This is a genomic window from Pacificibacter sp. (assembly GCF_039769035.1).
Taxonomy (GTDB): domain Bacteria; phylum Pseudomonadota; class Alphaproteobacteria; order Rhodobacterales; family Rhodobacteraceae; genus Celeribacter.
The window spans coordinates 24,486-47,885 of the sequence record NZ_JBDMZG010000113.1; the positions used below are offsets into that span (position 1 = coordinate 24,486).

General features: G+C 56.6%; 22 protein-coding genes. 7 read left to right on the forward strand and 15 right to left on the reverse strand.

What is annotated here, in order from left to right:
* The 11 genes from tolQ to ABF287_RS10435 all read right to left on the reverse strand — a co-directional run bounded on the left by tolQ (nucleotide 1) and on the right by ABF287_RS10435 (nucleotide 10,074).
* Entirely contained in the window at nucleotides 1-696 is a 696-nt protein-coding gene (tolQ, locus tag ABF287_RS10385) for a protein TolQ (RefSeq protein WP_347184939.1), read from the reverse strand.
* 140 nt (nucleotides 697-836) lie between these two features.
* Complete coding sequence (gene ybgC, locus ABF287_RS10390) at nucleotides 837-1,226, reverse strand: tol-pal system-associated acyl-CoA thioesterase (protein ID WP_347184940.1); 390 nt, start codon at nucleotides 1,224-1,226, stop codon at nucleotides 837-839.
* A 92-nt stretch (nucleotides 1,227-1,318) separates the two neighbouring features.
* Nucleotides 1,319-1,960 (reverse strand): hypothetical protein, encoded by a 642-nt coding sequence (locus ABF287_RS10395; protein WP_347184941.1) that lies wholly within the window; start codon nucleotides 1,958-1,960, stop codon nucleotides 1,319-1,321.
* A complete protein-coding gene (locus ABF287_RS10400) occupies nucleotides 1,957-2,271 on the reverse strand; it encodes a hypothetical protein (protein ID WP_347184942.1) in 315 nt (104 codons plus the stop codon). Before ABF287_RS10400 ends, ABF287_RS10395 begins: the two co-directional genes overlap by 4 nt.
* 12 nt (nucleotides 2,272-2,283) lie before the next feature.
* A complete protein-coding gene (gene ruvB, locus ABF287_RS10405; RefSeq protein ID WP_347184943.1) occupies nucleotides 2,284-3,327 on the reverse strand; it encodes a Holliday junction branch migration DNA helicase RuvB in 1,044 nt (347 codons plus the stop codon).
* Nucleotides 3,328-3,330: 3 nt separating this feature from the next.
* The gene (ruvA, locus tag ABF287_RS10410; RefSeq protein ID WP_347184944.1) at nucleotides 3,331-4,017 is read right to left on the reverse strand and encodes a Holliday junction branch migration protein RuvA; all 687 of its coding nucleotides are present in this window, start codon (nucleotides 4,015-4,017) and stop codon (nucleotides 3,331-3,333) included.
* On the reverse strand, nucleotides 4,014-4,595 hold the full coding sequence (gene ruvC, locus ABF287_RS10415) for a crossover junction endodeoxyribonuclease RuvC (protein ID WP_347184945.1): 582 nt from the start codon (nucleotides 4,593-4,595) through the stop codon (nucleotides 4,014-4,016). The genes ruvA and ruvC overlap by 4 nt, the downstream gene beginning before the upstream one ends.
* Before the next feature lie 113 nt (nucleotides 4,596-4,708).
* The gene (locus tag ABF287_RS10420) at nucleotides 4,709-5,587 is read right to left on the reverse strand and encodes a 50S ribosomal protein L11 methyltransferase (protein ID WP_347184946.1); all 879 of its coding nucleotides are present in this window, start codon (nucleotides 5,585-5,587) and stop codon (nucleotides 4,709-4,711) included.
* Between the two features lie 162 nt (nucleotides 5,588-5,749).
* A complete protein-coding gene (gene msrA / locus ABF287_RS10425; RefSeq protein ID WP_347184947.1) occupies nucleotides 5,750-6,406 on the reverse strand; it encodes a peptide-methionine (S)-S-oxide reductase MsrA in 657 nt (218 codons plus the stop codon).
* Nucleotides 6,407-6,516: 110 nt separating this feature from the next.
* Nucleotides 6,517-7,752: an MFS transporter gene (locus ABF287_RS10430; protein WP_347184948.1), complete on the reverse strand. Its 1,236-nt coding sequence runs from the start codon at nucleotides 7,750-7,752 to the stop codon at nucleotides 6,517-6,519.
* A gap of 126 nt (nucleotides 7,753-7,878) precedes the next feature.
* Nucleotides 7,879-10,074, reverse strand: coding sequence for a primosomal protein N' (locus ABF287_RS10435; RefSeq protein ID WP_347184949.1), 2,196 nt, complete (start codon nucleotides 10,072-10,074; stop codon nucleotides 7,879-7,881).
* Nucleotides 10,075-10,297: 223 nt separating this feature from the next.
* Between ABF287_RS10435 and ABF287_RS10440 the strand changes: the two genes are divergently transcribed.
* From ABF287_RS10440 to ABF287_RS10450, 3 genes are all read left to right on the forward strand, one after another.
* Entirely contained in the window at nucleotides 10,298-11,014 is a 717-nt protein-coding gene (locus ABF287_RS10440) for a DUF484 family protein (protein WP_347184950.1), read from the forward strand.
* Nucleotides 11,011-11,958, forward strand: coding sequence for a tyrosine recombinase XerC (locus ABF287_RS10445; RefSeq protein ID WP_347184951.1), 948 nt, complete (start codon nucleotides 11,011-11,013; stop codon nucleotides 11,956-11,958). The genes ABF287_RS10440 and ABF287_RS10445 overlap by 4 nt, the downstream gene beginning before the upstream one ends.
* 75 nt (nucleotides 11,959-12,033) lie before the next feature.
* Nucleotides 12,034-12,726, forward strand: a complete 693-nt coding sequence (locus ABF287_RS10450; RefSeq protein WP_347184952.1) for a CDP-alcohol phosphatidyltransferase family protein — start codon at nucleotides 12,034-12,036, stop codon at nucleotides 12,724-12,726.
* An 86-nt stretch (nucleotides 12,727-12,812) separates the two neighbouring features.
* Here the strand turns inward: ABF287_RS10450 and ileS are convergent, their stop codons facing one another.
* Entirely contained in the window at nucleotides 12,813-15,755 is a 2,943-nt protein-coding gene (gene ileS / locus ABF287_RS10455) for an isoleucine--tRNA ligase (RefSeq protein ID WP_347184953.1), read from the reverse strand.
* A 247-nt stretch (nucleotides 15,756-16,002) separates the two neighbouring features.
* Here ileS and ABF287_RS10460 point away from each other — a divergent pair, with 247 nt between their 5' ends.
* Both ABF287_RS10460 and ABF287_RS10465 read left to right on the forward strand, forming a co-directional pair.
* Nucleotides 16,003-16,410 carry a group III truncated hemoglobin gene (locus tag ABF287_RS10460; RefSeq protein WP_347184954.1) on the forward strand — a complete coding sequence of 136 codons (408 nt, stop codon included), beginning with the start codon at nucleotides 16,003-16,005 and terminating at the stop codon, nucleotides 16,408-16,410.
* A 78-nt stretch (nucleotides 16,411-16,488) separates the two neighbouring features.
* Entirely contained in the window at nucleotides 16,489-17,685 is a 1,197-nt protein-coding gene (locus tag ABF287_RS10465) for an NAD(P)/FAD-dependent oxidoreductase (RefSeq protein ID WP_347184955.1), read from the forward strand.
* Nucleotides 17,686-17,694: 9 nt separating this feature from the next.
* On the opposite strand, the gene ABF287_RS10470 is transcribed toward ABF287_RS10465, so the two are convergent.
* Together ABF287_RS10470 and ABF287_RS10475 are read right to left on the reverse strand one after the other, a co-directional pair.
* Entirely contained in the window at nucleotides 17,695-18,717 is a 1,023-nt protein-coding gene (locus ABF287_RS10470; protein WP_347184956.1) for a TIGR01620 family protein, read from the reverse strand.
* On the reverse strand, nucleotides 18,714-20,117 hold the full coding sequence (locus ABF287_RS10475; protein WP_347184957.1) for a YcjX family protein: 1,404 nt from the start codon (nucleotides 20,115-20,117) through the stop codon (nucleotides 18,714-18,716). The genes ABF287_RS10470 and ABF287_RS10475 overlap by 4 nt, the downstream gene beginning before the upstream one ends.
* Before the next feature lie 124 nt (nucleotides 20,118-20,241).
* Between ABF287_RS10475 and truA the strand changes: the two genes are divergently transcribed.
* A complete protein-coding gene (truA, locus tag ABF287_RS10480) occupies nucleotides 20,242-21,012 on the forward strand; it encodes a tRNA pseudouridine(38-40) synthase TruA (protein WP_347184958.1) in 771 nt (256 codons plus the stop codon).
* A gap of 160 nt (nucleotides 21,013-21,172) precedes the next feature.
* Nucleotides 21,173-22,921 carry a sugar phosphorylase gene (locus tag ABF287_RS10485; protein ID WP_347184959.1) on the forward strand — a complete coding sequence of 583 codons (1,749 nt, stop codon included), beginning with the start codon at nucleotides 21,173-21,175 and terminating at the stop codon, nucleotides 22,919-22,921.
* Between the two features lie 49 nt (nucleotides 22,922-22,970).
* Here the strand turns inward: ABF287_RS10485 and ABF287_RS10490 are convergent, their stop codons facing one another.
* A complete protein-coding gene (locus ABF287_RS10490; RefSeq protein WP_347184960.1) occupies nucleotides 22,971-23,228 on the reverse strand; it encodes a hypothetical protein in 258 nt (85 codons plus the stop codon).
* Nucleotides 23,229-23,400 lie beyond the last annotated feature (172 nt).

Below are 23,400 nucleotides of genomic sequence, written 5' to 3' on the forward strand. Positions count from 1 at the left end.
TCAGGAATCCAATTCGCGGGACAGGATGGTGGAAAACTCATCCGCGAAGGCTTCGTATCCGCCCAAGATCTTGTCACTGTCCGCAGACAGCTTATTGTAGAAAATCACCGCAGGGATCGCCGCCAAAAGGCCCAGAGCTGTCGCCAAAAGCGCCTCGGCAATACCGGGGGCCACGACGGCCAAATTGGTGGATTGCGCCAATGCGATGTCTTCAAACGCGGTCTTGATGCCCCAAACAGTCCCGAACAACCCGATGAATGGACCGGTTGAGCCAACCGTGGCCAAGATAGACAATTGGCTGTTCATCACTTCAGATTCTTTGGCAATCGCCACATCCATGGAGCGGTCAATCCGCGAGCCCGCGCCCGCAATCAAACCGCCGTCTGCGCGGTGCGATCTGCGCCATTCGGTCATGCCCGCGACGAACACGCGTTCCGGCGCATTGCGCGGCGTACCGGCGATGTGGTCATACAACTCGTCCAGCGGCTCACCAGACCAAAAGGCCTGATCAAAGACAGCGGCATCGGCCTTGGCTTTGCGAAAATTGATGTGCTTTTGGATGATGATGGACCACGACCAAAAGGACGCCCCGATCAACATCAACATGACGATTTTAACCGTGATGGTCGCTTTCATAAAAAGCGCCAGCAACGAGAAATCGATCTCCTGCGCCATCGCAAGGGTTGTTTGTTCCATGACCTGCTCTTTTTCTGCCTATGCCGCTGTTTGCGCGACTTGTTGTTAACTCACAATTTACCCCATGAGCAGGGTTATCACCAACACTTACCTGTGAGCATATTGTAATTTGCGGGGAAATTTCGCCAATCACCGCCAATTCAATGCAGATTTCGGCGAATATTTGCCGGAAGACGCGTTGGATGGCCGGTTTCGGACAGGGCGACAAGCGTGACTTGCGACACAAACAGAGGCGTTTCACCCCGTTTGACGGTTTGATTGAGCACGATCCGAACGCCGGTGATCGCCTCGACTTCCGTCTCGACGGTCAAATCATCGTCGAATTTTGCAGGTGCTAGATAGTCGGCCTCAACACGGCGCACTGCAAAAACGATGCCCTCGTCCGCCTTCAACGCCACCTGATCCACGCCCGCCTCACGCACCCATTCGGTGCGCGCGCGTTCGATGAATTTAAAGTAGTTGGCATAGTAAACGATCCCCGCCAGATCGGTGTCCTCATAGTAGACATGTACGGGAAACTTATGGCTCATCTGCGCGTCCTCACTCCGTTTGTGCCACGCTAAGCGGCACGGATGACAAGCGCAAGACAGTGCCGCGCGAGACAGCGCGACAAGGCCAAAATCTATTGCGCGATCAAACGCGCATAGAGGCGCAAAGCGTGCGAGGCATCGCGCGCCGCACTGGGCAACACAGGGTCATAAGAGGCGCGCAGCAAATTGGCGACATCAGGGCGAATAACAGCCCCGCTTTCGGTCTGCGCCAAGGGGCTGTCTTGAGTGAACACGGTGTCAGACCACAGCAAAAGCGCTTGCGTGGCTTGGGACAGCGCAATCACATCAGCGGGCACCTCATCCATGGCGCCGCCCATGCGCACAAAGGTGAAACAGGCGCGGATTGCCCCGTCGTCGTCAAAGCGAAACGCGCGATATTGATGGGCGTTGCGGTCAATCAACGTGGCCACGCGGTTTTCCAAATCAGGGATCATGTCGCCCATGTTCGGCACATCCAGCAGTTCTTTCCAATCCGAGAAAAAGAACATCATCAGGTTTGAGCCAAGCTCAGGGTCGGTTTCAGCAATCTCGGCACCTGCGATCACAATCGCGGTTTCAATCGCCCCTTTGATGACCGCCATAGAGTCGTCGGTGACGCCAAAAACCACCGGCGCAATGGGTCGCCCCCAACGTGCAAACACATAATCGCCGCTGGCGCGGGTGAAATAAGCTTCAACAGCTTCGGGGGTGAATCCTGTGGCGGTGTCGGTCATGATTGCGGCTCCAAGTATTTGCCCCACTTCTTGTCAAAAGCGGCGGATAAGTCCACCCCTTCTGCATCCGCCAGCACCAGTAAAAAGCCCAAAACATCCGCCATTTCATCCTCGAAATCGGCGCGCAACGTTTTGGGGTCTGTATCAGCGCCACGCGCCCGCCCGTGGAGTTTCAAATACGCGCCCATGACCTCGCCCACTTCCTCGACCAGTTTGCCCGTCAAAAACAGCCCGTCACGTTCAAGATTGAAGCTGTCGACGTAGATGTCATTGACGGCCTTGGCGCGTTTTTGCAGCTCTGCGATGTCCATGAGGGGCCTCGTTTATTTGCCGAACATATCGATTTGATCGGGCTTTTGTGGCGGTTGCAGGCCGAGGTGATGCCATGATTTTTGCGTCAGCATGCGACCGCGCGGAGTGCGCTGGATCAGGCCTTGTTGCAGCAAATATGGCTCGATCACGTCTTCAATCGCATCACGGCTTTCCGACAAAGCCGCCGCGAGCGTTTCAACCCCCACAGGCCCGCCTTGGTAGTTTTCCGCGATCAGCAGCAAATACCGCCTGTCCGCGCCGTCCAAGCCCAGATGATCAACGCCAAGCCGCGTCAACGCATTGTCGGCAATGGCGTGCGTGATGCGCCCATCGCCTTCGACCACAGCGAAATCCAACACGCGGCGCAGCAAGCGCCCCGCGATGCGCGGCGTGCCGCGTGCACGTTTGGCTATCTCATGCGCGCCCGCGTCATCGGCCGGCACGCCAAGCATGCGCGCACCACGGGTGACGATCTCGTGCAGTTCTTCAGTGGTGTAAAATTGCAGCCGCGTGGGAATGCCAAAACGGTCGCGCAAGGGCGTGCTCAAAAGGCCCATCCGCGTGGTCGCGCCCACAAGCGTAAAGGGCTGCAATTCAATGCGCACGGTGCGCGCGGCGGGGCCTTCGCCGATGACGAGATCCAGCTCGAAATCCTCCATCGCGGGGTATAGCACCTCTTCGACAACAGGGTTCATCCGGTGGATTTCGTCGATGAACAACACATCGCGGGCTTCCAAATTGGTCAAGATCGCCGCCAAATCACCCGCGCGCGCCAAAACAGGCCCAGAGGTCATTTTGAAATTCACGCCAAGTTCACGCGCCATAATCTGCGCCAGTGTGGTTTTACCCAAACCGGGCGGGCCATAGAACAGCACGTGATCCATGGTTTCTTCGCGTCTGCGCGCGGACTCAATAAAGATACGCAGGTTGGCGCGGGCCTCGTGCTGGCCGATGAATTCGTCCAAGACCTGCGGGCGCAAAGCACGGTCCGCGTCTTGGGGCTGGCGTTCGCCGCGCAGAGTGTCGTCGGGCTCAATCGGATCAAATTCGTCCATCTATCAATCCTTTGGCGCGAGCAGTTTGAGGGACGCGCGGATGAGCGCTGCCATATCCGCCTCGGGCGCGTCTTGCGCCGCTTGCGCTACAGCGCTGGCCGCATCTGATGGACCATATCCGAGGTTTTGCAACGCTGACAATGCATCCGCCTCAGTGGCGATATTGGACTTGGGCGCAGGTTTGGCCGCCGAAGGTTTGCGTGCTGTTTGAGGTGCTGAAGCCTCGATCACGTCTGCCGTATCCGCAGCATCCAGTGTTTCAGGCATCGCGCCGCCCATGGCCATGACTTTGGGTGCTTTGTCTTTCAACTCCATAATCACGCGCTGCGCGGTTTTGGGGCCCACACCGGGGGCCGCCTTGATGGTGTTCCAATCGCCCAGCGCAATGGCCCGCCCCACAGCTTCGGGCGCAAGCGTGCCCAAAATGGCCATGGCGGCTTTCGCGCCGATGCCTTGGACGGAAATCAACAGACGGTACCATTCTTTTTCAAACAGGGACGTAAAGCCGAACAGCTGCATATTGTCTTCACGCACGAGCATATCCGTATAAAGCGCCACGGGTTCGCCTTGGCGCGGCATGGCCATGCGGGTGCGTTCAGACACAAAGACGATATAGCCCACGCCACGCACATCAATCATCGCATGATCTGTGCCGATGTAATCCACGATACCTGTGAGTTTGCCAATCATGCGCGTGCTTTCTTGATGGGGGATGTGCGAGTGGTGGGTTTGCCATAAGACGATTTGACCGCAGGGCGTTTGGCCGCGGCTTTGCCGATGGCGTCTTGCAACCGTGCGCCAGATTGCGCGTGGTGTGAATGGCAGATGGCGATGGCCAAAGCATCAACGGAATCTGCGCCTGCCAGTTTTACGCCCGGCAATTGCAGTTTGATCATGTGCTCGACCTGTTGCTTAGCTGCGTGGCCCACACCCACCACGGCTTTTTTCACCGCATTGGGGGCGTATTCGCCAATCGGCAGGCCAAATTGCGCAGGCACGAGCAAGGCCACGGCGCGGGCTTGCCCCAGTTTCAATGTGGCGACAGCGTCTTTGTTCACAAACGTCTGTTCCACGGCGGCGCAATCGGGTTGATGGGTATGGACAACATCAGCGAGCTGATCGAACAGCGACAACAGGCGGATCGCCAGATCGTCAGAGGCCAGTGAATGGCAGATCCCATTGGCCACATGCGTAATACGCGGCCCTGAGACGTCGATGACACCCCAGCCCATATTGCGCAGACCTGGGTCTATCCCGAGTACTCGCATAGTCACCCCTGCTCTTCTTTTGCTTTTGTTCACGATTAGCACGAAACGAGAACATTGCAAACACCAATAGGGGTAAATCCCGATCTGACCCCGATCCGATTGGGGCGTACGCGTTAGGAGGCAGCCGTTTTGGTCAGTGTCAGGGTGGACCAGTCAAGGATCTCTTCGTGATGTGTCAGCGTGAAGCCATTGTTGGTATAGACCTCGATCACCTGTGCGGCTTGCGGGTTCAAGATACCCGACAAAATCACCGAGCCACCGTCCTTGGTGTGCGCGGCCACATCTGGGGCAAGCGCCACGAGCGGGCCTTTCAAAATATTGGCAAAGACCAGATCAAACGGCGCTTTTGCAGCAAGCGTTTCGTGGCTGAAACCAGCCGCTTCAAGACAGATGACCCGCCCTGCAAGATCGTTGGCATCCACATTGCTTTGCGCCACCGCAACGGCGACTTCATCAATGTCAGAGGCATATGCAGGCGTGTCATTCACCTTAGCCGCCGCCATGGCCAGCACAGCGGTGCCACAGCCAATATCGGCCACGTTTTCAAAGGTGGCCCCAGAGCTGAGCAAGCGATCAAAGGCGCGCAAACAACCCAGCGTCGTACCGTGGTGCCCCGTGCCAAAAGCCATCGCAGCTTCGATCAACAGACCAATTTTGTCGTCAGGCAAAGTGTCAGCATCATGCGAGCCGTAGACATAAAACCGCCCCGCCTCAACAGGTGCCAAATCGCGGCGCACTTTGGCGACCCAATCTGTGTCGGGCAGCTCGGAAATAACAAAATCTTTCGCGTCATTCGCAGCCGCAATCAACGCCAGCCCAACCACATCGGGGGCTTCGGTGAAATAGGCGCCCACTTCCCACAATCCAGAGCCGTCTTCGATTTCAAAAACGCCAACGCCTGTGGGTTCTGGGATCAATGTTTCCAGAACGTCGCTGATGGCCTCGGCTGGCAAACGACCTTTGGTTTTGGTGAAAGCTGTAAACGTTGGCATGGCGACACTCCTTTGATCTGCGCTGTGCTTAAACAGCTTTGCAGGGCTTTGGTCCATGTCTTTTCGCACGGGGGCACGTAAAACAACCGGTCTCAACGTGCCGCCGCCCAAAATCAGCGCCGACCCCCCTATGCAATAGAGAGCCGCGCCAGCGTTTTCAGATCAATCGGACTGCACGGGCAACCCGATGGGGCAACTGACCCCAGTGCCGCCAATACCGCAGTACCCGTCTGGATTTTTCGCAAGGTACTGTTGGTGATAGTCTTCCGCATAGAAAAATTCCGGCGCAGGCAGAATTTCCGTTGTGATGGCGCCAAGCCCCGCTTTGCGCAGGGTGGCCTCATAAGCCGTACGACTTACAGTTGCCGCCTCAGCCTGCGCATCGGACGTTGTGTAGATGCCAGATCTGTACTGCGTGCCGCGATCATTGCCTTGGCGCATCCCTTGCGTCGGATCGTGACCTTCCCAGAACACTTTGAGCAGTGCCTCAAAACTGATCTGCTCAGGATCATAAACCACGCGCACAACTTCGTTGTGGCCCGTCTGACCAGAACACACTTCTTTGTAGGTGGCGTTTGGAGTGACCCCTGCGGCATATCCAACAGCCGTGTTGATTACGCCGTCCAAGGACCAAAAGATCCGCTCCACACCCCAAAAACAGCCCATGCCAAACAACACAACCTCATGCCCTTTGGCCACGGGGGCTTTCAGCGCTGTGCCGTAAACAAAGTGCGTTTCAGCCGTTGGGATCGCTGTGTCACGCCCTGCAAGAGCTGTGTCAGCTGTCGGAAGACTCGTTTTATTGAACAGTGAAAACATGGGTACATCCTTTATGAGTTGGCACAAATATAGGGCTTTGTTGCACACACCCCAAGGGCGGCAGCCAGATCATCACGCAGTTGTGCAATCACAGCTGCGCAATCACAGTGCTAGCCTCGCGCGCGCGCCCGAAACCGAGCGGCCAAAATCGTCTCATTACCCTTTTCAGGATGGCGCGGAATCAACAGCCCCAAGCCAAACGACACACAAGCCAAGCTTGCGGCCAAAATGAACACAGCCGAAGGCGATACGATCCAAAGATACCCCAGTGCGGCCGGCAAAAACACCGCCGCTATATGATTGATGGTAAAGGCAACCGCAGCTGTCGGCGCGATGTCTTGCGGGTCCGCGATCTTTTGAAAATAGGTCTTCAAGGCAAAGGCCAAACCAAACAGCATGTGGTCAATCACATACAGCGCAGAGGCCATCAAAACGCCCCAGCCAAACCAATACAGCCCGCCATATGCCAAGAACACCAAGACCAACCCTGCGTATTCCAACAACAACACAAAGCGTTCGCCCCGCGCGCCCACCAAACGGCCCATAAGCGGCGCGACAATCATATTGATCACAAAGTTGATCATGAACAGCGACGTGACTTGGTGCACATCAAAGCCGAATTTCTCGACCATCATAAAGGCGGCAAAGACGACAAAAATCTGACGCCGCGCACCGGCCATGAATTGCAGCGTGTAGTACAACCAATAGCGCTTGCGCAGGATGAATTTCTTAAGCTGCGGATTGGGCGATTCAAACTGTGGGAAGGCGAACATACAATACAGCGCGATCAGCACCGTGACACCACCGCCCACCATGTAGACAAAGCTATACGACAGATCAAAGGTCTTCCACGTCGCCACCAACAGACCATAGGCAAGCAATGACGCCGCAGACCCAGCCGCCATAAGCCAGCCGATCACTTGCGGTGCGCGGGCCTTGTCGATCCATTGCAACTGCAGCGATTGGTTCACCGTCTCATAGTAATGAAACCCGATGGACGACAGCATGGTCAGCGTCAAAATCCCCCCGAAAGATGGGAAATACGCCGTCAAAGCCGTGGCCACGCCCAACAAAAGCAAGGCGACAATGCCCAAAACCTGCTCACGAAACAGCATCATCAAGGCGATCACACCCACCGCCAAAAAGCCGGGAATTTCACGCACAGTGTGCAACCACCCGATTTCAACACCGGTAAAGCCAGCCACCTCAATGACGAAATTGTTCAGCAAAGCGCTCCATGTGTTGAACGCAATGGGCATGGCAAAGGCCATGAGAAACAACAAGAAGATCGGGCGGCGATAGACCGGCAACTGCGCGGAATCGGCTAATGTGACACGGGTTTGCATATCGCTGGTCTAGGCGCTGCGCGAGGGCGTGGAAAGGCAATAGTTTCGATCACCCCTTGTGCAAAGCTAGTGCAAGGCTAGTTCAGGCCTGATGCAAGCCTGATTTCATGCCTGATTGCGCGCGGCCTACCAAAAACTTTGCGGATCAATGTCGATTTGCAGCCGCACATTTTTGGGCAATCTAACGCCTGCGGCCCATTGGCTCAGCGCGTTTTGCAAGGGCGCGGTCTTTTCGGCCTTCACCAGCAAGCGCATCCGGTGTTTGCCACGCACCCGCGCAATCGGTGCTGGTGCGGGACCAAAGACCATCGCGCCAATCTTTTGCAAAGGTGCTGTATTGCGCGCCATGTCACCCGCCGCCCGTGTGACATCGCCCAAATCCGGCCCCGACAAAATAATCCCCGCCATACGGCCATACGGGGGCACACCTGCCATCTTGCGCTCCGCCGCTTCAGCCTTCCAAAAGCCTTCTTCGTCGCCGGCCAAAATGGCGCGAATGACAGGATGTTCGGGCTGATAGGTTTGCATCAAAGCCGTGCCGCGTTTTTCCGCGCGCCCGGCCCGTCCGGCCACTTGGCGCATCAATTGGAATGTGCGTTCAGCGGCGCGCAAATCCGACCCTTGCAGGCCCAGATCGGCGTCAATCACACCCACCAAAGTGAGGTTCGGAAAGTTGTGCCCCTTGGCGACCAACTGCGTGCCGATGACAATATCCGTATCGCCATTTGCAATCAGTTGGATTTGTTCCTTCAACGCCCGTGCAGAGCCAAACAGGTCAGATGACAGCACCGCCACTTTCGCATCGGGGAATTTCTCAACGACCTCTTCGGCCAAGCGCTCCACACCGGGACCAACGGGGGCAAGTCTCCCTTCGGCTTTGCACGATGGGCAAGTGTTTGGCATCTCTTTGGTCTCACCACATTGGTGACACATCAAACGTTTCAAAAACCGGTGCTCGACCATGCGCGCATCGCAATGATCGCAGGCAATCTGATGCCCGCAGGCGCGACAAATGGTGACAGGGGCATAGCCACGACGGTTGATGAACAACAGCGATTGCTCGCCTTTTTCCACCCGTTTGTTCACCTCTGCCACCAGTTGATCCGATATAAATCGCGTGGCGGGCAGTTTTTCGCTACGCATGTCCAAAGCGCCCATTTCGGGCATCACGGCAGGACCAAAACGGCTGACCAAATCAAGGCGCTTGTATTTGCCGCTGTCCACATTGGCCCATGTTTCCAAGCTCGGCGTGGCAGAGGCCAAAACAACCGTGGCCGAACACAAAGACGCGCGCAAAACGGACATGTCGCGGGCGTTGTACAGCACGCCCTCTTCTTGCTTGTACGAGGTATCATGTTCTTCATCGACCACGATCAGCCCGAGGTTTTGATAGGGCAAAAACAGTGCAGAGCGCGCGCCGATCACCATCTGCGCACCACCTGTGCCAACCATTTTCCACACGCGGCGCCGTTCGGTCATGGTGACGCCAGAATGCCATTCAGCCGGCTTTGCGCCAAAGCGTTCCTCGACACGGTCCAAGAATTCCGAGGTCAAAGCGATCTCTGGCAACAGCACCAAAGCCTGTCGGCCTTTGGCCAAACATTCCGCCACGGCTTCCAAATACACTTCGGTCTTGCCCGATCCCGTGACGCCTTTAAGCAATGTCGTGGAATAGGTCTCAGAGGCCACAGCCGCGCGCAAAGCGGATGACGCCGTGGCTTGATCGTCGCTGAGCACCTTACCAGAGGCCTGCGGATTGAGACGCGGGAATTCCAAATCACGCGGGCTGTCTTGTTCAAGCACCGCGCCAGAAGGCACCATGCCTTTGATCACAGCCGTGCCAACCCCCACATGTTCGGCCAGTTCTTTCAAGGTAAACGACAGGTTCGGCGTGTCTTTCAAGGCCGCGATCACCCGCCTGCGCGCGTCTGTTTCGCGCGGCATTTCGCCCGTGCCCAAACGGTAGACTTTGCGCATCGATGGCGGATCCACCAAACCCGGCGCACGTGTAGCCAGCCGCAGCATCGCGGGCATCGGCGTCAAAGTATAATCGCCAACGCGGGTCAAAAACGCCATCATGTCGGGCGTCATCGGCGCTACATCCAGAATATTCGAAATCGCGCGGGCTTTGCTCAGATCAAAACCGCCGCGCCCCTTGCCCCACACACAGCCCAACACCTTGCGCGGGCCAAGCGGCACCTGCACAAAATCACCGATCTGACAGCCGCCGTCTGGCGCCTTGTAATCAAGTGGGCGGTCCAGCGGTTCTGTGGTCAGCACCGCGACAAGCGCGCCTTGGGGGAAATATCCGTCGTGAGTCATATTCGAAATTAGTAGGAGGTTTCGCCGCCTCATACCAGAGCAACCCTTAGGTGCAGATCAGCTCATCTGCGCGGCTTGTGGCGTTTCAAAGATGTTGCGGCTTGGACTCATCTGGCAAGATGCAGCCGCATCACAACCCATTTATCTTGCGCGAAAGCCGTCAAACGGTCACATTGCCAAGCAAGAGACTGGAAAAATCCAGCTAATGTTTGAGGCAAACCATATGAACACCCAAGTTCCCACGGCTCTTTTGGCCGAAGATCTGCGCGAAAAAATCATCTCCGAACCGGATATGATCCTTGATGATATTGATGTGATGCGCGCGCTCATTGCAGCCAATGAAAAAACCATCGGCGCTAATGTCGTCGATCTGCGCGGCATCGCGATGGAGCGGCTTGAAGGGCGGCTCGATAAGCTGGAAGACACCCACCGCGAAGTGGTTGCGGCCGCTTATGAAAACGTAGCGGGCACCAATCAAATCCACCGCGCGATTTTACGCATGATGGATCCGATTGATTTTGAAACCTTCTTGCGTGATTTGGGCGGCGATGTTGCCGATATTTTGCGGGTCGATTGTGTCAAACTTTTGCTGGAAACCAATGTCGAAGACGAAGATCCAGTTGTGCGCAAATTGGGCAACGTCTTGGTCACGGCAGAACCGCATTTCATCGACACCTATCTGACGCTTGGGCGCAATGTGCCCGTGCGCCCAGTGACTTTGCGCGCCGTGGTCCCTGAAGCGAATATGATTTACGGCACAGAATCCGGCTTTATCCGCTCAGAAGCCTGCCTGAAACTTGATTTCGGATCAGGTCGCTTGCCAGGGCTTTTGATTTTGGGCGCCGAAGATCCCGCCATGTTCAAAACCAGCCAAGGCACAGATTTGTTGTCCTTTTTCGCAGGCGTTTTTGAAAAGACCATGCGCCGCTGGCTCGCATGACCGCCTCGGTTGCCTCTGGCGGTCTGACGGATGGCTTGCGGGTCTGCGTCGCCGAGTGGCTTGATCTTGAACGCGCGCTGAAGGGCGTGTCCGAGAACACGATCACCGCCTATCGCAGCGACGTCACCGGCTGGCTGTCCTTTATGATGCACCACCATGGCACCGGATTTGGCACGGGCAAAATCGCAGAGCTTACCATTTCGGATATGCGGTCTTGGATGGCCTCTGAACGTGCGCGCGGCATTGGCGCCCGGTCCTTGGCGCGGTCCTTGTCTGCGGTCAAAACCTTTAGTCGTTGGATTGCCGAACGCGACGGGTTTGATGCCACGGGCGTTCTGTCTGCGCGCGCGCCAAAGTTTGGCAAAAAGCTGCCCCGCCCTTTGACGCCAGATGCGGCACAAAATATGATCGACACGGTCGAATTGCAGTCGGCCGAGCCGTGGATTGCAGCCCGTGACATGGCGGTTTTAACCTTGCTTTATGGCTGCGGGTTGCGGATTTCAGAAGCGCTGTCCCTCACAGGGCGCGCAGCCCCCTTAGGCGAAACGATCCGCATTGTCGGCAAGGGCAACAAGGAACGGTTGGTGCCGGTCTTGCCCGTGGCGCGCCGCGCGGTGGCGGAGTATGTGCGCGAATGCCCTTATGATTTGGAAGATGACATGGCCCTGTTTCGCGGCAAACGCGGTGGGCCGCTTAATCCACGGTTGATTTCGAAAGTCACTGAACAGGCCCGCATGCAGTTGGGGTTGCCCTCAACCGTGACGCCCCATGCAATGCGCCACTCCTTTGCGACGCATTTGTTGAATGCAGGCGGCGATCTGCGCGCGATCCAAGAACTGTTGGGTCATGCTTCGCTGTCGACGACCCAAGCCTATACGGCCGTGGATACCGCGCGGTTGCTTGAGGTTTATGACGCAGCCCATCCGCGCGCGCAAAAAGCGTGAATTAAACATCGCAGGTCATGGCGCAGAGTACCGTGACCTCTTGCAAGATCATCGCAAGACAGGCATCAAAGTATCATGAATCCACGCCATATCCTCGCCAACGCCGTTCACGTCCTCACCGCCATTGGTGCCGCACTCGCTTTGCTGGCCCTTTTTTCTGCCGCGCAGGGCAATTGGCACCACATGTATTTGTGGCTGCTGGCCGCTTTGGTTGTCGACGGGATTGACGGGCCACTGGCGCGCAAGGTCAACACGCGGGTCTATGCCAAGCGCATTGATGGGGTGTTGCTCGATCTGGTGGTCGATTTTCTGACCTATGTGTTCGTGCCGATTTTTGCGATTGTGCAATCTGGCATGGTGCCGGGCTGGACAGGCTGGCTGTGCGCCTTGAGCATCACCACCGTGTCGGCGCTGTATTTCGCGGACACCCGCATGAAGACCGACGACGCCAGTTTCGAAGGATTTCCGGGCTGTTGGAACATGGTGGCCTTGGTGTTTTTCGCAATTGAGCCACCGGTTTGGGCGATGGTTTTGGTGATGTTGACCCTCACGCCGGCGATGTTCTTGCCGATCCGCTTTGTGCACCCTGTGCGCACGGTGCGTTGGCGGCCTGTGACCTTGGCTGTGACCTTTGGCTGGATCTTTTGCGCGCTGTTTTTGTTGCTCGGACCGTATTCTCACGCGGTGGGCACGGGTCTGATGCTGACCAGCATCTACTTGCTGGGCGCAGGCGTGGTGCAACAGCTTTTGCCCGCACGCAAAACCTAAAACCACGTCCGAATATCGCGGATAAAAAAAGGGGGCCGAAGCCCCCTTTTGTCTCATGATGTATGTGTCGGCATGTCTGCGTCGACTTAGCTCAGTGCTTCGTCACAGCGTCCGCAGACACCTGCGTGGCTGTGCGCGCCAACGTCTGGCAAGATCTTCCAGCAGCGCTGACATTTCTCGCCATCGGCTTTTTCAAACACAACCGCAACGCCTTCGATGTCGGCCAAGGTAAAGGCCCCCTCTGGCGCGGCGTCAGTCGACACCTCTACGCCAGATGTGATGCACAGATCCGCGAAGGACACTGTTTTCAGCGCGTCAACAATCGCCGCGTCTTGCAGGTAAACCACAGGTGCCGCTTCAAGCGATGCGCCGATGACTTTTTCGGTCCGCTGGATTTCCAACGCCGCCGTTACCACACGGCGCACTTGACGCACAGAGGCCCATTTCGCAGCCAAAGCATCGTCTTTCCACGCTGTTGGTGTTTCCACAAAGTCCTCAAGGTGGATCGAGCTGCCCTCACCAGGGAAGCGCTCAAGCCAGACTTCTTCCATCGTGAACACCAAGATCGGCGCGAGCCATTTGGTGATGCGGTGGTACAAGATGTCGAGCACAGTGCGCGCCGCGCGGCGGTTCAATGTGTCGCCGTCACAGTACAAAGCGTCTTTGCGCACGTCGAAGTAGAACGCGGACAAATCCACCGTTGCGAAGGTAAACACAGCCTGCCAAACGCCAGAGAAATCAAAGCCGCGGTAGCCTTTTTCAACGGCCTCATCGACTTCTTTCACGCGGTGCAGAACCCAACGCTCAAGCTCTGGCATATCCGCAGGCTCGACACGATCGGCCTCGGAAAAGTCCGCCAATGAGCCAAGCATGTAACGCATTGTGTTGCGCAGACGACGGTAGCTGTCCGCCGTGCCTTTCAAGATTTCAGGCCCGATACGCTGGTCGCTGGTGTAATCGGTCTGTGCCACCCAAAGACGCAAGATATCCGCGCCGTATTGTTTCACAATGGTCTCTGGCACGATGGTGTTGCCGATGGATTTGGACATTTTCATGCCCTTTTCATCCAGCGTAAACCCGTGTGTCACAACGTTTTTATAGGGCGCACGGCCTTTGGTCGCAGCGGCTTGCAACAAGGACGAATGGAACCAACCACGGTGTTGGTCGGTGCCTTCCATGTAAACATCTGCGATGCCATCTTCGGTGCCATCTTCGCGGTCACGCAGCACAAAGGCGTGCGTACAGCCGGAATCGAACCACACGTCCAACACGTCGAACACTTGGTCGTAATCGTCAGGGTTGGCGATCCCATCCAATATGCGAGCCTTAAAGTCGTCCGCGTACCAGATGTCTGCGCCGTGCTCTTCGAACTCGGCCTTGATGCGCGTGTTCAAGTCTGCGTTGCGCAACAAGAAATCCGCATCCGTTGGCAGCGCACCTTTTTTGGTGAAACATGTCAGCGGCACACCCCAAGCACGTTGACGCGACAGCACCCAATCAGGGCGACTTTCGATCATTGAGTGCAGGCGGTTGCGGCCAGTTTGCGGCGTCCATGTCACCAACTCGTCGATAGAGCGCAGCGCGCGTTCGCGGATGCTGTCGCCATATTGGCCCATGCCGTCGTCGAGTTTTTTATCAACAGAAGCAAACCACTGCGGTGTGTTGCGATAGATGATCGGAGCTTTGGAGCGCCAAGAATGCGGGTAGCTGTGCTTGATCACGCCGCGGGCGAACAGACCGTCAACTTCGGTCAGTTTCGCCATAACAGCCGTGTTGGCGTCGCCTTCCCACGGGTTGTTCTTGTTCTTTTTGTTGGCTTTTTCGCGCAAGATCGCCTTGCCACCAAAGAACGGCAGATCCGCACGGAATGTACCGTCTTCAACGACGTTGTAGGTGATCATGGTTTCCAACATGCCCAAATCACGGAAGAATTCGAACTCGTCCATACCATGTGATGGGGCACAGTGCACAAAGCCCGTGCCTTCGCCGTCAGTCACAAATGGTGCAGCGCGGAAATCGCGGGGCTCATCCCATTCGCCGCCAGAGCCTTCGGCCCCAGCAAGAGGGTGCGACAAGGATGTGTTGCTCAGATCACCCGCATCGCTCACGCGTTTGAATGTCTCGATACGCGCCTTGGCAAAGACAGCCTCAGCCAAAGCATCGGCCAAGATGTAACGCTCGCCAGTGCGCACCCAGTTGTCTTCAGGGGCATCGGTAACTTCGTAGACGCCATAAGAAATCGTGTCAGAATACACGACCGCTTTGTTCGATGGCATGGTCCAAGGTGTCGTGGTCCAGATCACCACAGATGCGCCTTTAAGCGCCTCATTGTCGGTGTCGCGCACAGGGAATTTCACCCAGATCGCAAAGCTCTCTTTGTCTTGGTATTCGATCTCAGCTTCGGCCAACGCGGTTTTTTCAACAGGCGACCACATCACAGGTTTTGAGCCTTGGTACAGCGTGCCGTTCATCAAGAACTTGGTGAACTCTTCTGCGATCACGGCTTCTGCGTGGTAGTTCATCGTCAGGTAAGGGTCTTCCCAATTGCCTTGGACACCCAAACGCTTGAATTCGTCACGCTGGATGTTCACCCAACCTTCGGCAAATTTGCGGCACTCTTGGCGGAAATCCACCACGGGCACGTCATCTTTGTTTTTGCCTTTTTGGCGGTATTGCTCTTCGATCTTCCACTCAATCGGCAGACCGTGACAATCCCAACCCGGCACATAGCGCGCGTCGTGGCCCATCATTTGGTGCGAGCGCACGATGATGTCTTTGATGGTTTTGTTCAGCGCGTGGCCGATGTGCAAATGCCCGTTCGCATAGGGCGGGCCATCGTGCAGCGTGAAGGGTGTGCGCGCATCGGCTTTGCCTTTGGCGCGCAATTGATCGTAAACGCCCATTTGCGCCCAGCGCTCAAGCCAACCGGGTTCGCGTTTTGGCAAACCTGCGCGCATTGGAAAATCGGTCACAGGCAGGTTCAAAGTGGATTTATAGTCGTGTGTTTCGGTAGGTGTATCAGCGCACATCGCGTCAAGTCCTGTCAGATAAGTCTGTCAAAGGGTGTGGGGCGGCGCGGTATTCCATACGCCTTGTCCCGGCGGCTCATGGTTCAGAGCGCCGGGCTGGTAATTCGAATAATGATCGCTACCAAGAAATTCATAGGGGGCTTATAGGCCTGAGCGCGCGCGGGGTAAACCCGCTAAGATGCGGCGCGGGGTCTCATGGCGTTTTCTCGACACGCAGCCTAAGGTTTCGCCAATCAAAGGACACATTATGCCGCCCGTGCCACCCAAATTTCCGATCACCTCCGCCGAGATTGATCTGGTCGTCAGCCGGTTCTATGCCCGCGTCCGCACCCACCGTGATCTTGGCCCGATCTTTGCAGCCCATGTCGATGATTGGCGCCCGCATGAGGCCAAAATCGCCAGCTTTTGGCGCAATGCGATCGGGCTGGATCGCAGTTTCAAGGGCAACCCGCAAAGCACTCATATGGCGGCGCAAAACGTGAAGGCCGAACATTTCGCGCTTTGGCTGGGCCTGTTCGATACGGTTTTGACCGACACTTTGCCTCCCGCAACGGCCCAAAGCTGGTCGGCGCTGGCGCACCGCATCGGGCGCGCTTTGAAAATGTCGATTGAGCAACGCGACGCCCCCAAAGATGCGCCGCCAAAACTGTTTTAGCCCGCACTTTTAGACCGCACTGAAAGCTGATAATCACATTGGGGGCGCGGACACGCCCGATCAAACGCGAGACTGGTTATGAAAAAGCGCCTGAAAATTGGCATCGCAGGCGCAGGCATGGGCGGATTAGCCGCCGCTGCTTTGCTTGCGGATCAATCCCATGATGTGACCGTGTTTGATCAATTCGACACCCCGCGCGCTGTGGGATCAGGCTTGGTCATTCAACCTGTTGGGCGGCGCGTGCTGGATGTCATTGGCGCAGGCGCCACTGCGCGCGCCTCAGGTCATAAAATCCACCGCATGTTGGGGCGCGAAAGCAAAACTGGGCGGCGCGTTTTGGATGTTTCCTATGGCGACAGCTACGGCTTGGCCATTCACCGCGCCCGCCTGTTTGATTGCCTTTTTGACGCCGTCAAACAGCGCTCTGTGACCTTAAAACAATCGCACAAAGTGATCGGTCACGCGGATCAGCGACTGATCTTTGACACCGCAGAACAATCCGAGCCCTTTGATTTGATCATCGATTCCAGCGGCGCGCAGTCCAAGCTCAGCCCGCTCAAAGCGCGCGATCTGCCTTACGGTGCCATTTGGACCACCCTCGACTGGCCGGACTCTGCACTGCCAACAGGGCAATTGTCGCAACACTATCGCCGCGCCAATCGGATGATCGGCGTGATGCCTATTGGCACATTGCCGAATGACACAACGCAAAAAGCCGCGCTGTTCTATTCCCTGCCACGCGATGGATATGACAGCTGGCGTGATCGCGGCTTGGATCATTGGAAGGCGGAGGCCCGCGCCCTATGGCCTGACCTCGATCCGTTTTTGGATCAAATCAAATCGACCGAGCAAATGATCATGGCGCAATATGCGCACGGCACGTTGCGCAGGCCTTTTGGCGACAACATCGTTCACATCGGTGATGCGGCGCATCGCGCCTCGCCGCAACTGGGCCAAGGGGCGAATATGGCGCTTTTGGATGCATGGGCCTTGTCAGAGGCTTTGCGGCATTTCCCAGTGGAAACCGCCCTGCCTGCCTATGCCCGCGCACGCCGCGCGCATGTTTTGGCCTATCAATGGATGTCGGCAGCGTTTACGCCACAGTATCAGTCGGACAGTCGCATCTTGCCGTTTATCCGCGACCGCATCTTGTTTCCGCTGTCCATCGCGCCGCCAGCCAAACAGATTCTGACGACCTTGGTGCGGGGGAACATTTTGCCCCCGCTTGGCTATCTCACGCCGCCCGATCAGCCGGCAATTTCGCCCGATCTTTAAGCCCAATCTTTAAGCCTGTCCGCCGCCGCCAAACAGCCCCGCCAAGGCGCGACTGACTGTGCCAGAGACAGAAGGTTTTTTGGCCGCCACAAACGGCAGTGGACGGCACACTTCGATGGCCGCCACACCGACGCGGGCGGTGAGCGCCCCGTTGACCACGCCTTCGCCAAAGCGGCGTGACACCTTGGCCAAAACGCCGCCCCCCGCAAGGGATCCGATCAAATCATCGCCCACAGCCACAGCGCCCGTGGCCACCAAATGGGTCAACACAGACCGTGTGACGCGCCAAGAGCCAAGCGTGCCAGAGCGCCCGCCATAGATTTCAGCAATGCGGCGGATCATGCGCAGGTTCGCGGTGAGCGCTGTGACCACATCGGCCAAAGCAATCGGCACCAATGCGGTCACGGTCGCCACTTGGCGCGCTGCCGCTTCGACCTCGCGGCGCGCGGCCGCATCAAGTGGCACCAAAAACTCGGTCTCTGCCAATTGCAAAAGCCCATCCGCATCAAAGACTTCGTCTTTGCGCTCGTTAAAGCGATCATTGCCCCAAGAGACATCTTTGCGCGCTTTATAAATCGATTGCAGCTTGTCCGTGACCACCCGCGCCGCTTTGATGTCTTGCATGTCCGCAGCTTTCACGGCCGCTACGTGCAAGGTGTCGATACGCTTGAGCCGCGCGAAAGCGGCCAGTTCTTTGATGGCAATGGCCAGCAAAACCAACACAAACGCGCCAGTGAGCGCCAGCGCGCTGTAGCCCAAAATCGGGTTGCGCGCGATCAGACCGGCAACAAAATCATAGCTGGCCAAGGTGACAACAAACGCCACAACCGCCAATAACAAACGCCAAAACCACCGCGCCAAAATGGACGGTTTGCGCGCGGCGAAAACGGCGGCGCGTTCCATCGCACTGGGCGCACGCAGCGGCGTCAGGTCGGGAACGGGCTCCGCCGTTGAAGGCGTCTGCTTGGGCGCCTCATCCAGTTCGATCAGCACAGGCCCGCGTTTGGGATTTGGGGTTTGCCCGTCGCTCATAGCTTGTCTCCGATCAAGAACTCTGCGGCGCGGTCCAGCCGTATATGCGGCGGACCTTCGCCCGGTTTGAGCGTCAAACGCGCCGGTTCAAACCGCATGATTTCATAGTCCCCGTCCAGCCACTCGGTCGCCCCTTTGCGGGCAGGCGCGAGAATATGTGACGGGTCTTCTGGCAATTCACCGGGATAGAAAGCGGCGTTTTTGCCCTCAACCGTCCGGCCACGCACGCAATCCAGTTCGGTGCCATTGTGCTCAATCGTTTCCTCAACGGTTGCGCGCAGAGCTGCGATCGACATGGCTTTGGTCCCTGCCCCTGCAAAGTCTGCACGGTCTTTGGCATCACGCACCAAGGCTTCCATAATGGCTGTCAGTCGGGGGTGTTGGCTGTGGTGGATGTGATCGGCTTTAGAGGCGGCAAACAGCACGCGATCCACGCGGCGTTGCCCCAAAATGGCCAAGAGACGTCCCACGCGACCGGGGCGAAAGGCGGACAAAATATCCGACAAGGTGCTGCGCAAATCTTCCACCGCTTTGGGGCCTGCGTGAATGGCACCCAAGGCATCGACCAGCACAACTTGTCGGTCAATCTTAGAGAAATGATCGCGGAAAAATGGTTTTACGACTTCGCGTTTGTAAGCGTCGAAACGACGTTCAAATTCACGCCCAAGAGAGCCGCGTTGCGCCTCGTTGGGCGGCAAGGGCGCAAAGGTCAACACAGGCGAGCCTTCAAGTTCACCCGGAAGCAAAAAACGCCCCGGCGAGCAATCAGAATAGCCAGCTTCGCGCGCGGCTTTGAGATAGGTTGTAAAGCTGTCTGAAAGAGATTTGGCGGCGGATTCGGAATACTTTTGCAAGGGATCTGCGGCCTCAAGCGCGGTGAGAAAATCTGCGCTTTGTTCGCGAGATTTGGCCGCCTTGATCGCGGCTTCAGACCATTGCGCGTAGGTTTTTTCCATCAACCCAAGGTCCAACAGCCATTCGCCGGGATAGTCCAGAATATCCAAATGTATTGTGCGCGGGCCAGAAAACAGGCCCATCATCCCTGTGGGCTGTGCTTTGAAAGACAAGCGCAATTCAGACACCGCGCGGGTGCTTTCAGGCCAATGAGGTTCTGGCGCTGTCAGGGCCGCCAAATGGGTTTCATAGTCAAAACGTGGCACAGTGTCGTCGGGCTGAGGCTGCAAATATGCGGCCGTGATGGCAGACGAAGACCCAAGCTGCGGCATGCGTCCACGGTCCAAAAGGTTGGCCACCAAAGACGTGATGAACACGGTTTTTCCCGCGCGCGACAGCCCCGTAATGCCAACACGGATCACAGGTTCGAACAGAGTTTCGTTTATGCCGTCTTGTACCGTTTCGACGCCCCGCACAAAACGGTCGGCAATGCCACCAATGATCAAGCCTCTGCCCCTTCACAGTTTTCTTTAATCTAACATAGGTTGAGGCGGTTCATTTTAAAAGGTGCAGCGCAATACCCGCCCCGAAAGACTAGACGCAGTCTGCACCGCGCGGTAAATGGCGGACATGCCCAGATTCGCACTTCTCATAGAATACAACGGCGCGCCGTTTTCCGGTTGGCAACGCCAACGGGACCGTCCTTCTGTGCAGCAAGCCGTGGAAGACGCCCTGCGCAAGATTGACGCCGACTGTCCCACCATTGGTGCCGCAGGCCGGACGGATGCTGGCGTGCATGCCAAAGGGCAAGTGGCGCATTGTGATCTCAAACGCGATTGGGACCCGTTTCGTTTGATGGAAGCGGTGAACTTTCATCTTAAACCTTTGCCTGTTGCGATTTTGGATGCGGTGAAAGTGGATGACGACTGGCACGCGCGTTTTTCTGCGCATGAGCGGCGCTACACATTCCGTTTGATCGCGCGGCGTGCGCCTGTGGTGCATGAAACGGGTTTGGTGTGGCAGGTGCGCGGTCCTTTGGATCTCGGGTTGATGCAAGAGGCTGCAGATCGCCTGTTGGGCACGCATGATTTCACCACCTTCCGCTCCACCATGTGTCAGGCCCACAGCCCGATCAAAACCATGGATGAAATTCGGATCGAAGAGCGCGATTATCCTTACGGCAAAGAATACCTGTTTCACCTGCGCGCGCGGTCGTTTTTACACAACCAAGTGCGCTCAATTGTTGGATCGCTGGAACGGGTTGGTGGCAAGTTCTGGACGCCTGAGAACATGACCGAAGCGCTTGAGGCCTGTGACCGAAATGCCTGTGGGCCGGTGTCTCCGCCCGACGGTTTGTACATGACAGGCGTTGGCTATGAGACGAAACCGTTTGGGTTTTAAGCGCGCCGCACCAGTGTTGCTTTATTTTTAATCACTTTGTGAACCTGCCGTGTCGGCAAAGCCAACGATCTTCCGAATGGTTGTGGGGTAGCCCAAGTTCACATTGCTCGCCCCGCTGCAGTTTGATCTACATACTCCAAAGATTAACGAAAGCGGCGCAATGGCAAAACCATCTTCCAAACTACGCACAACCCTCGCAACCCTCATCACGCAGATTTATCCGGATCGCGATCCTGATGCGCTGGCGGGCGAGGTGATTGATGCGTTTTGGCCTGAAGACACCAAAGCCCGCACCCGTGGTCGTAGCCTTGGCAACACCTTGTGGAATGAAACCGACACATTGGTGATCACCTATGGCAACACCTTTGTGGACGGACAACACAAGCCGCTTGATTTGCTGCGCGACTTTTTGGAGCGCTATGTCAAAGGCGTGATTTCTGGCGTGCATATTTTGCCGTTTTTCCCGTTCACTTCTGACGATGGATTTTCGGTTACAGATTACCGCGCGGTGAACGGCCAGCTGGGCGACTGGGCTGACATTGAACGCATTTCCGATGATTTCAGATTGATGTCTGACTTGGTGCTCAACCACGTGTCGAGCAACTCGAAGTGGTTCAACGACTACCTGCAGGGCCACGCGCCCTACGACAAGTTTTTTAAAGAAGCGCTACCCTCTGATGATCTGAGCGAAGTGGTGCGTCCGCGCACATCACCGCTGTTGCGCGAAGTCGAAACCGCGAATGGGCCGAAACATGTGTGGTGTACCTTCAGCCACGATCAGATTGATTTGGACTTTGGCAATCCTGAAGTTTTGTTGGAATTCCTGCGGGTCACGCGCCTGCATATCGAACATGGTATTCGCATCGTGCGTTTGGATGCGGTGGCGTTTTTGTGGAAAGAACTTGGCACCAATTGCATTCACTTGCCCCAAACCCACGCCATTGTGCGCTTGATGCGGGTGCTGTGTGATTATGCCGAAGAGCCTGTGGTTTTGCTGACCGAAACCAATGTGCCGAACGCGGAAAACCTGAGCTATTTTGGCAACCGCAACGAAGCGCATATGATCTACAACTTCTCGCTGCCGCCATTGTTGCTGCACGCGCTGCTCAGCGGCACGAGCGTGCATTTGAACCAATGGCTGATGCGGATGCCACCGGCGCAATTGGGCTGTGCCTATCTGAACTTTGCCGCCTCGCATGACGGCATTGGCGTACGCGGCGCCGAAGGGTTGCTGTCGGGCGAAGAGCTTGGCGCTGTGATCGGCGCTGTGAAAGACTTTGGCGGCAAGGTGTCGATGCGCGCTTTGGCGGATGGCAGCCAGAAACCATACGAATTGAACGTCACCTTCTTTGATGCGCTTAAAGGCACGATTGAGGGCGGCGAAGACGACCATCAGGTTGCGCGTTTCTTGTGTTCGCAATCGATTGTTATGGCGCTCGAAGGCGTGCCTGCGTTCTATGTGCATTCCCTGCTGGCGACCCCGAATGATTTGGGCGGTGTTGAGAAAAGCGGCATGAACCGCGCGATCAACCGTCACCGTTGGGACTACCCAGAGCTGCGCGGTCACTTGGACGATCCAGACAGCATTCACGCGCAGGTGTTGAACGCCATGAAAGAGCGCATCGCCATCCGCACCAAGCAAAAAGCGTTCCACCCCAATGCGACGCAATTCACCATGCAGTTGGGCGAAAAGATCTTTGGTCTGTGGCGTCAATCACTGAACCGCGATCAATCCATTTTCGCGCTGCACAACGTGTCGGACGAGGCCCAAGTGGTGCCAACCTTGTCGATCAACTTGATCGAAGGCGAAGATTGGTACGACCTTTTGACGGGCAAAAAGCTGGACCTGTCCGACGGGGTTTTGACCTTTGCACCGTATCAAGTGCGCTGGGTGTCCAACGTCAAATAGGCTCTTAGCGATTTCAGCGCAGCGGCGATTTCAGCGGGGGAACAATTCCTTAGCTGAGATCGATTTCATGCGCCGCCAAAAGGGCTGCAACATCCACAACAGCACCACTTTCAATGGATTGATTCGCCGCAATGCCGGTCATGATCGACCAGCCCCCTGCCACGTGATCTGAGGCGCGATCATATTGATCAGGCTCCACGCCCTCTGGGTCAAAGATATAGCCCAACATGACCGGATCAGCGCCGCCGTGATGGCCTTCGCCTTGGGGCACATCAAGCTGCTGCGGGTCTTGCCCTGCCAGATGCAACTCGGTCCAAACGCTTTCTTTGCCCGCATGCGCGCGCTCGCCGCCAAAGACGCCGTGGACCTCGATATGCTTGTGAATTGTACGTCGTCAGAGTTTTTGGGTCCAGAGGCTGCGTAATTTAGGCGAGTATCTGGCTCATCTGGTTGGTTGTATTATGCGGCGCGTGTGCTGT

What these genes read in the sequence shown, in the direction of transcription:
- tolQ (WP_347184939.1), bottom strand. Translation starts at nt 696, where the DNA reads ATGGAACAAACAACCCTTGCGATGGCGCAGGAGATCGATTTCTCGTTG.
- ybgC (WP_347184940.1), bottom strand. Translation starts at nt 1,226, where the DNA reads ATGAGCCATAAGTTTCCCGTACATGTCTACTATGAGGACACCGATCTG.
- ABF287_RS10395 (WP_347184941.1), bottom strand. Translation starts at nt 1,960, where the DNA reads ATGACCGACACCGCCACAGGATTCACCCCCGAAGCTGTTGAAGCTTAT.
- ABF287_RS10400 (WP_347184942.1), bottom strand. Translation starts at nt 2,271, where the DNA reads ATGGACATCGCAGAGCTGCAAAAACGCGCCAAGGCCGTCAATGACATC.
- ruvB (WP_347184943.1), bottom strand. Translation starts at nt 3,327, where the DNA reads ATGGACGAATTTGATCCGATTGAGCCCGACGACACTCTGCGCGGCGAA.
- ruvA (WP_347184944.1), bottom strand. Translation starts at nt 4,017, where the DNA reads ATGATTGGCAAACTCACAGGTATCGTGGATTACATCGGCACAGATCAT.
- ruvC (WP_347184945.1), bottom strand. Translation starts at nt 4,595, where the DNA reads ATGCGAGTACTCGGGATAGACCCAGGTCTGCGCAATATGGGCTGGGGT.
- ABF287_RS10420 (WP_347184946.1), bottom strand. Translation starts at nt 5,587, where the DNA reads ATGCCAACGTTTACAGCTTTCACCAAAACCAAAGGTCGTTTGCCAGCC.
- msrA (WP_347184947.1), bottom strand. Translation starts at nt 6,406, where the DNA reads ATGTTTTCACTGTTCAATAAAACGAGTCTTCCGACAGCTGACACAGCT.
- ABF287_RS10430 (WP_347184948.1), bottom strand. Translation starts at nt 7,752, where the DNA reads ATGCAAACCCGTGTCACATTAGCCGATTCCGCGCAGTTGCCGGTCTAT.
- ABF287_RS10435 (WP_347184949.1), bottom strand. Translation starts at nt 10,074, where the DNA reads ATGACTCACGACGGATATTTCCCCCAAGGCGCGCTTGTCGCGGTGCTG.
- ABF287_RS10440 (WP_347184950.1), top strand. Translation starts at nt 10,298, where the DNA reads ATGAACACCCAAGTTCCCACGGCTCTTTTGGCCGAAGATCTGCGCGAA.
- ABF287_RS10445 (WP_347184951.1), top strand. Translation starts at nt 11,011, where the DNA reads ATGACCGCCTCGGTTGCCTCTGGCGGTCTGACGGATGGCTTGCGGGTC.
- ABF287_RS10450 (WP_347184952.1), top strand. Translation starts at nt 12,034, where the DNA reads ATGAATCCACGCCATATCCTCGCCAACGCCGTTCACGTCCTCACCGCC.
- ileS (WP_347184953.1), bottom strand. Translation starts at nt 15,755, where the DNA reads ATGTGCGCTGATACACCTACCGAAACACACGACTATAAATCCACTTTG.
- ABF287_RS10460 (WP_347184954.1), top strand. Translation starts at nt 16,003, where the DNA reads ATGCCGCCCGTGCCACCCAAATTTCCGATCACCTCCGCCGAGATTGAT.
- ABF287_RS10465 (WP_347184955.1), top strand. Translation starts at nt 16,489, where the DNA reads ATGAAAAAGCGCCTGAAAATTGGCATCGCAGGCGCAGGCATGGGCGGA.
- ABF287_RS10470 (WP_347184956.1), bottom strand. Translation starts at nt 18,717, where the DNA reads ATGAGCGACGGGCAAACCCCAAATCCCAAACGCGGGCCTGTGCTGATC.
- truA (WP_347184958.1), top strand. Translation starts at nt 20,242, where the DNA reads ATGCCCAGATTCGCACTTCTCATAGAATACAACGGCGCGCCGTTTTCC.
- ABF287_RS10485 (WP_347184959.1), top strand. Translation starts at nt 21,173, where the DNA reads ATGGCAAAACCATCTTCCAAACTACGCACAACCCTCGCAACCCTCATC.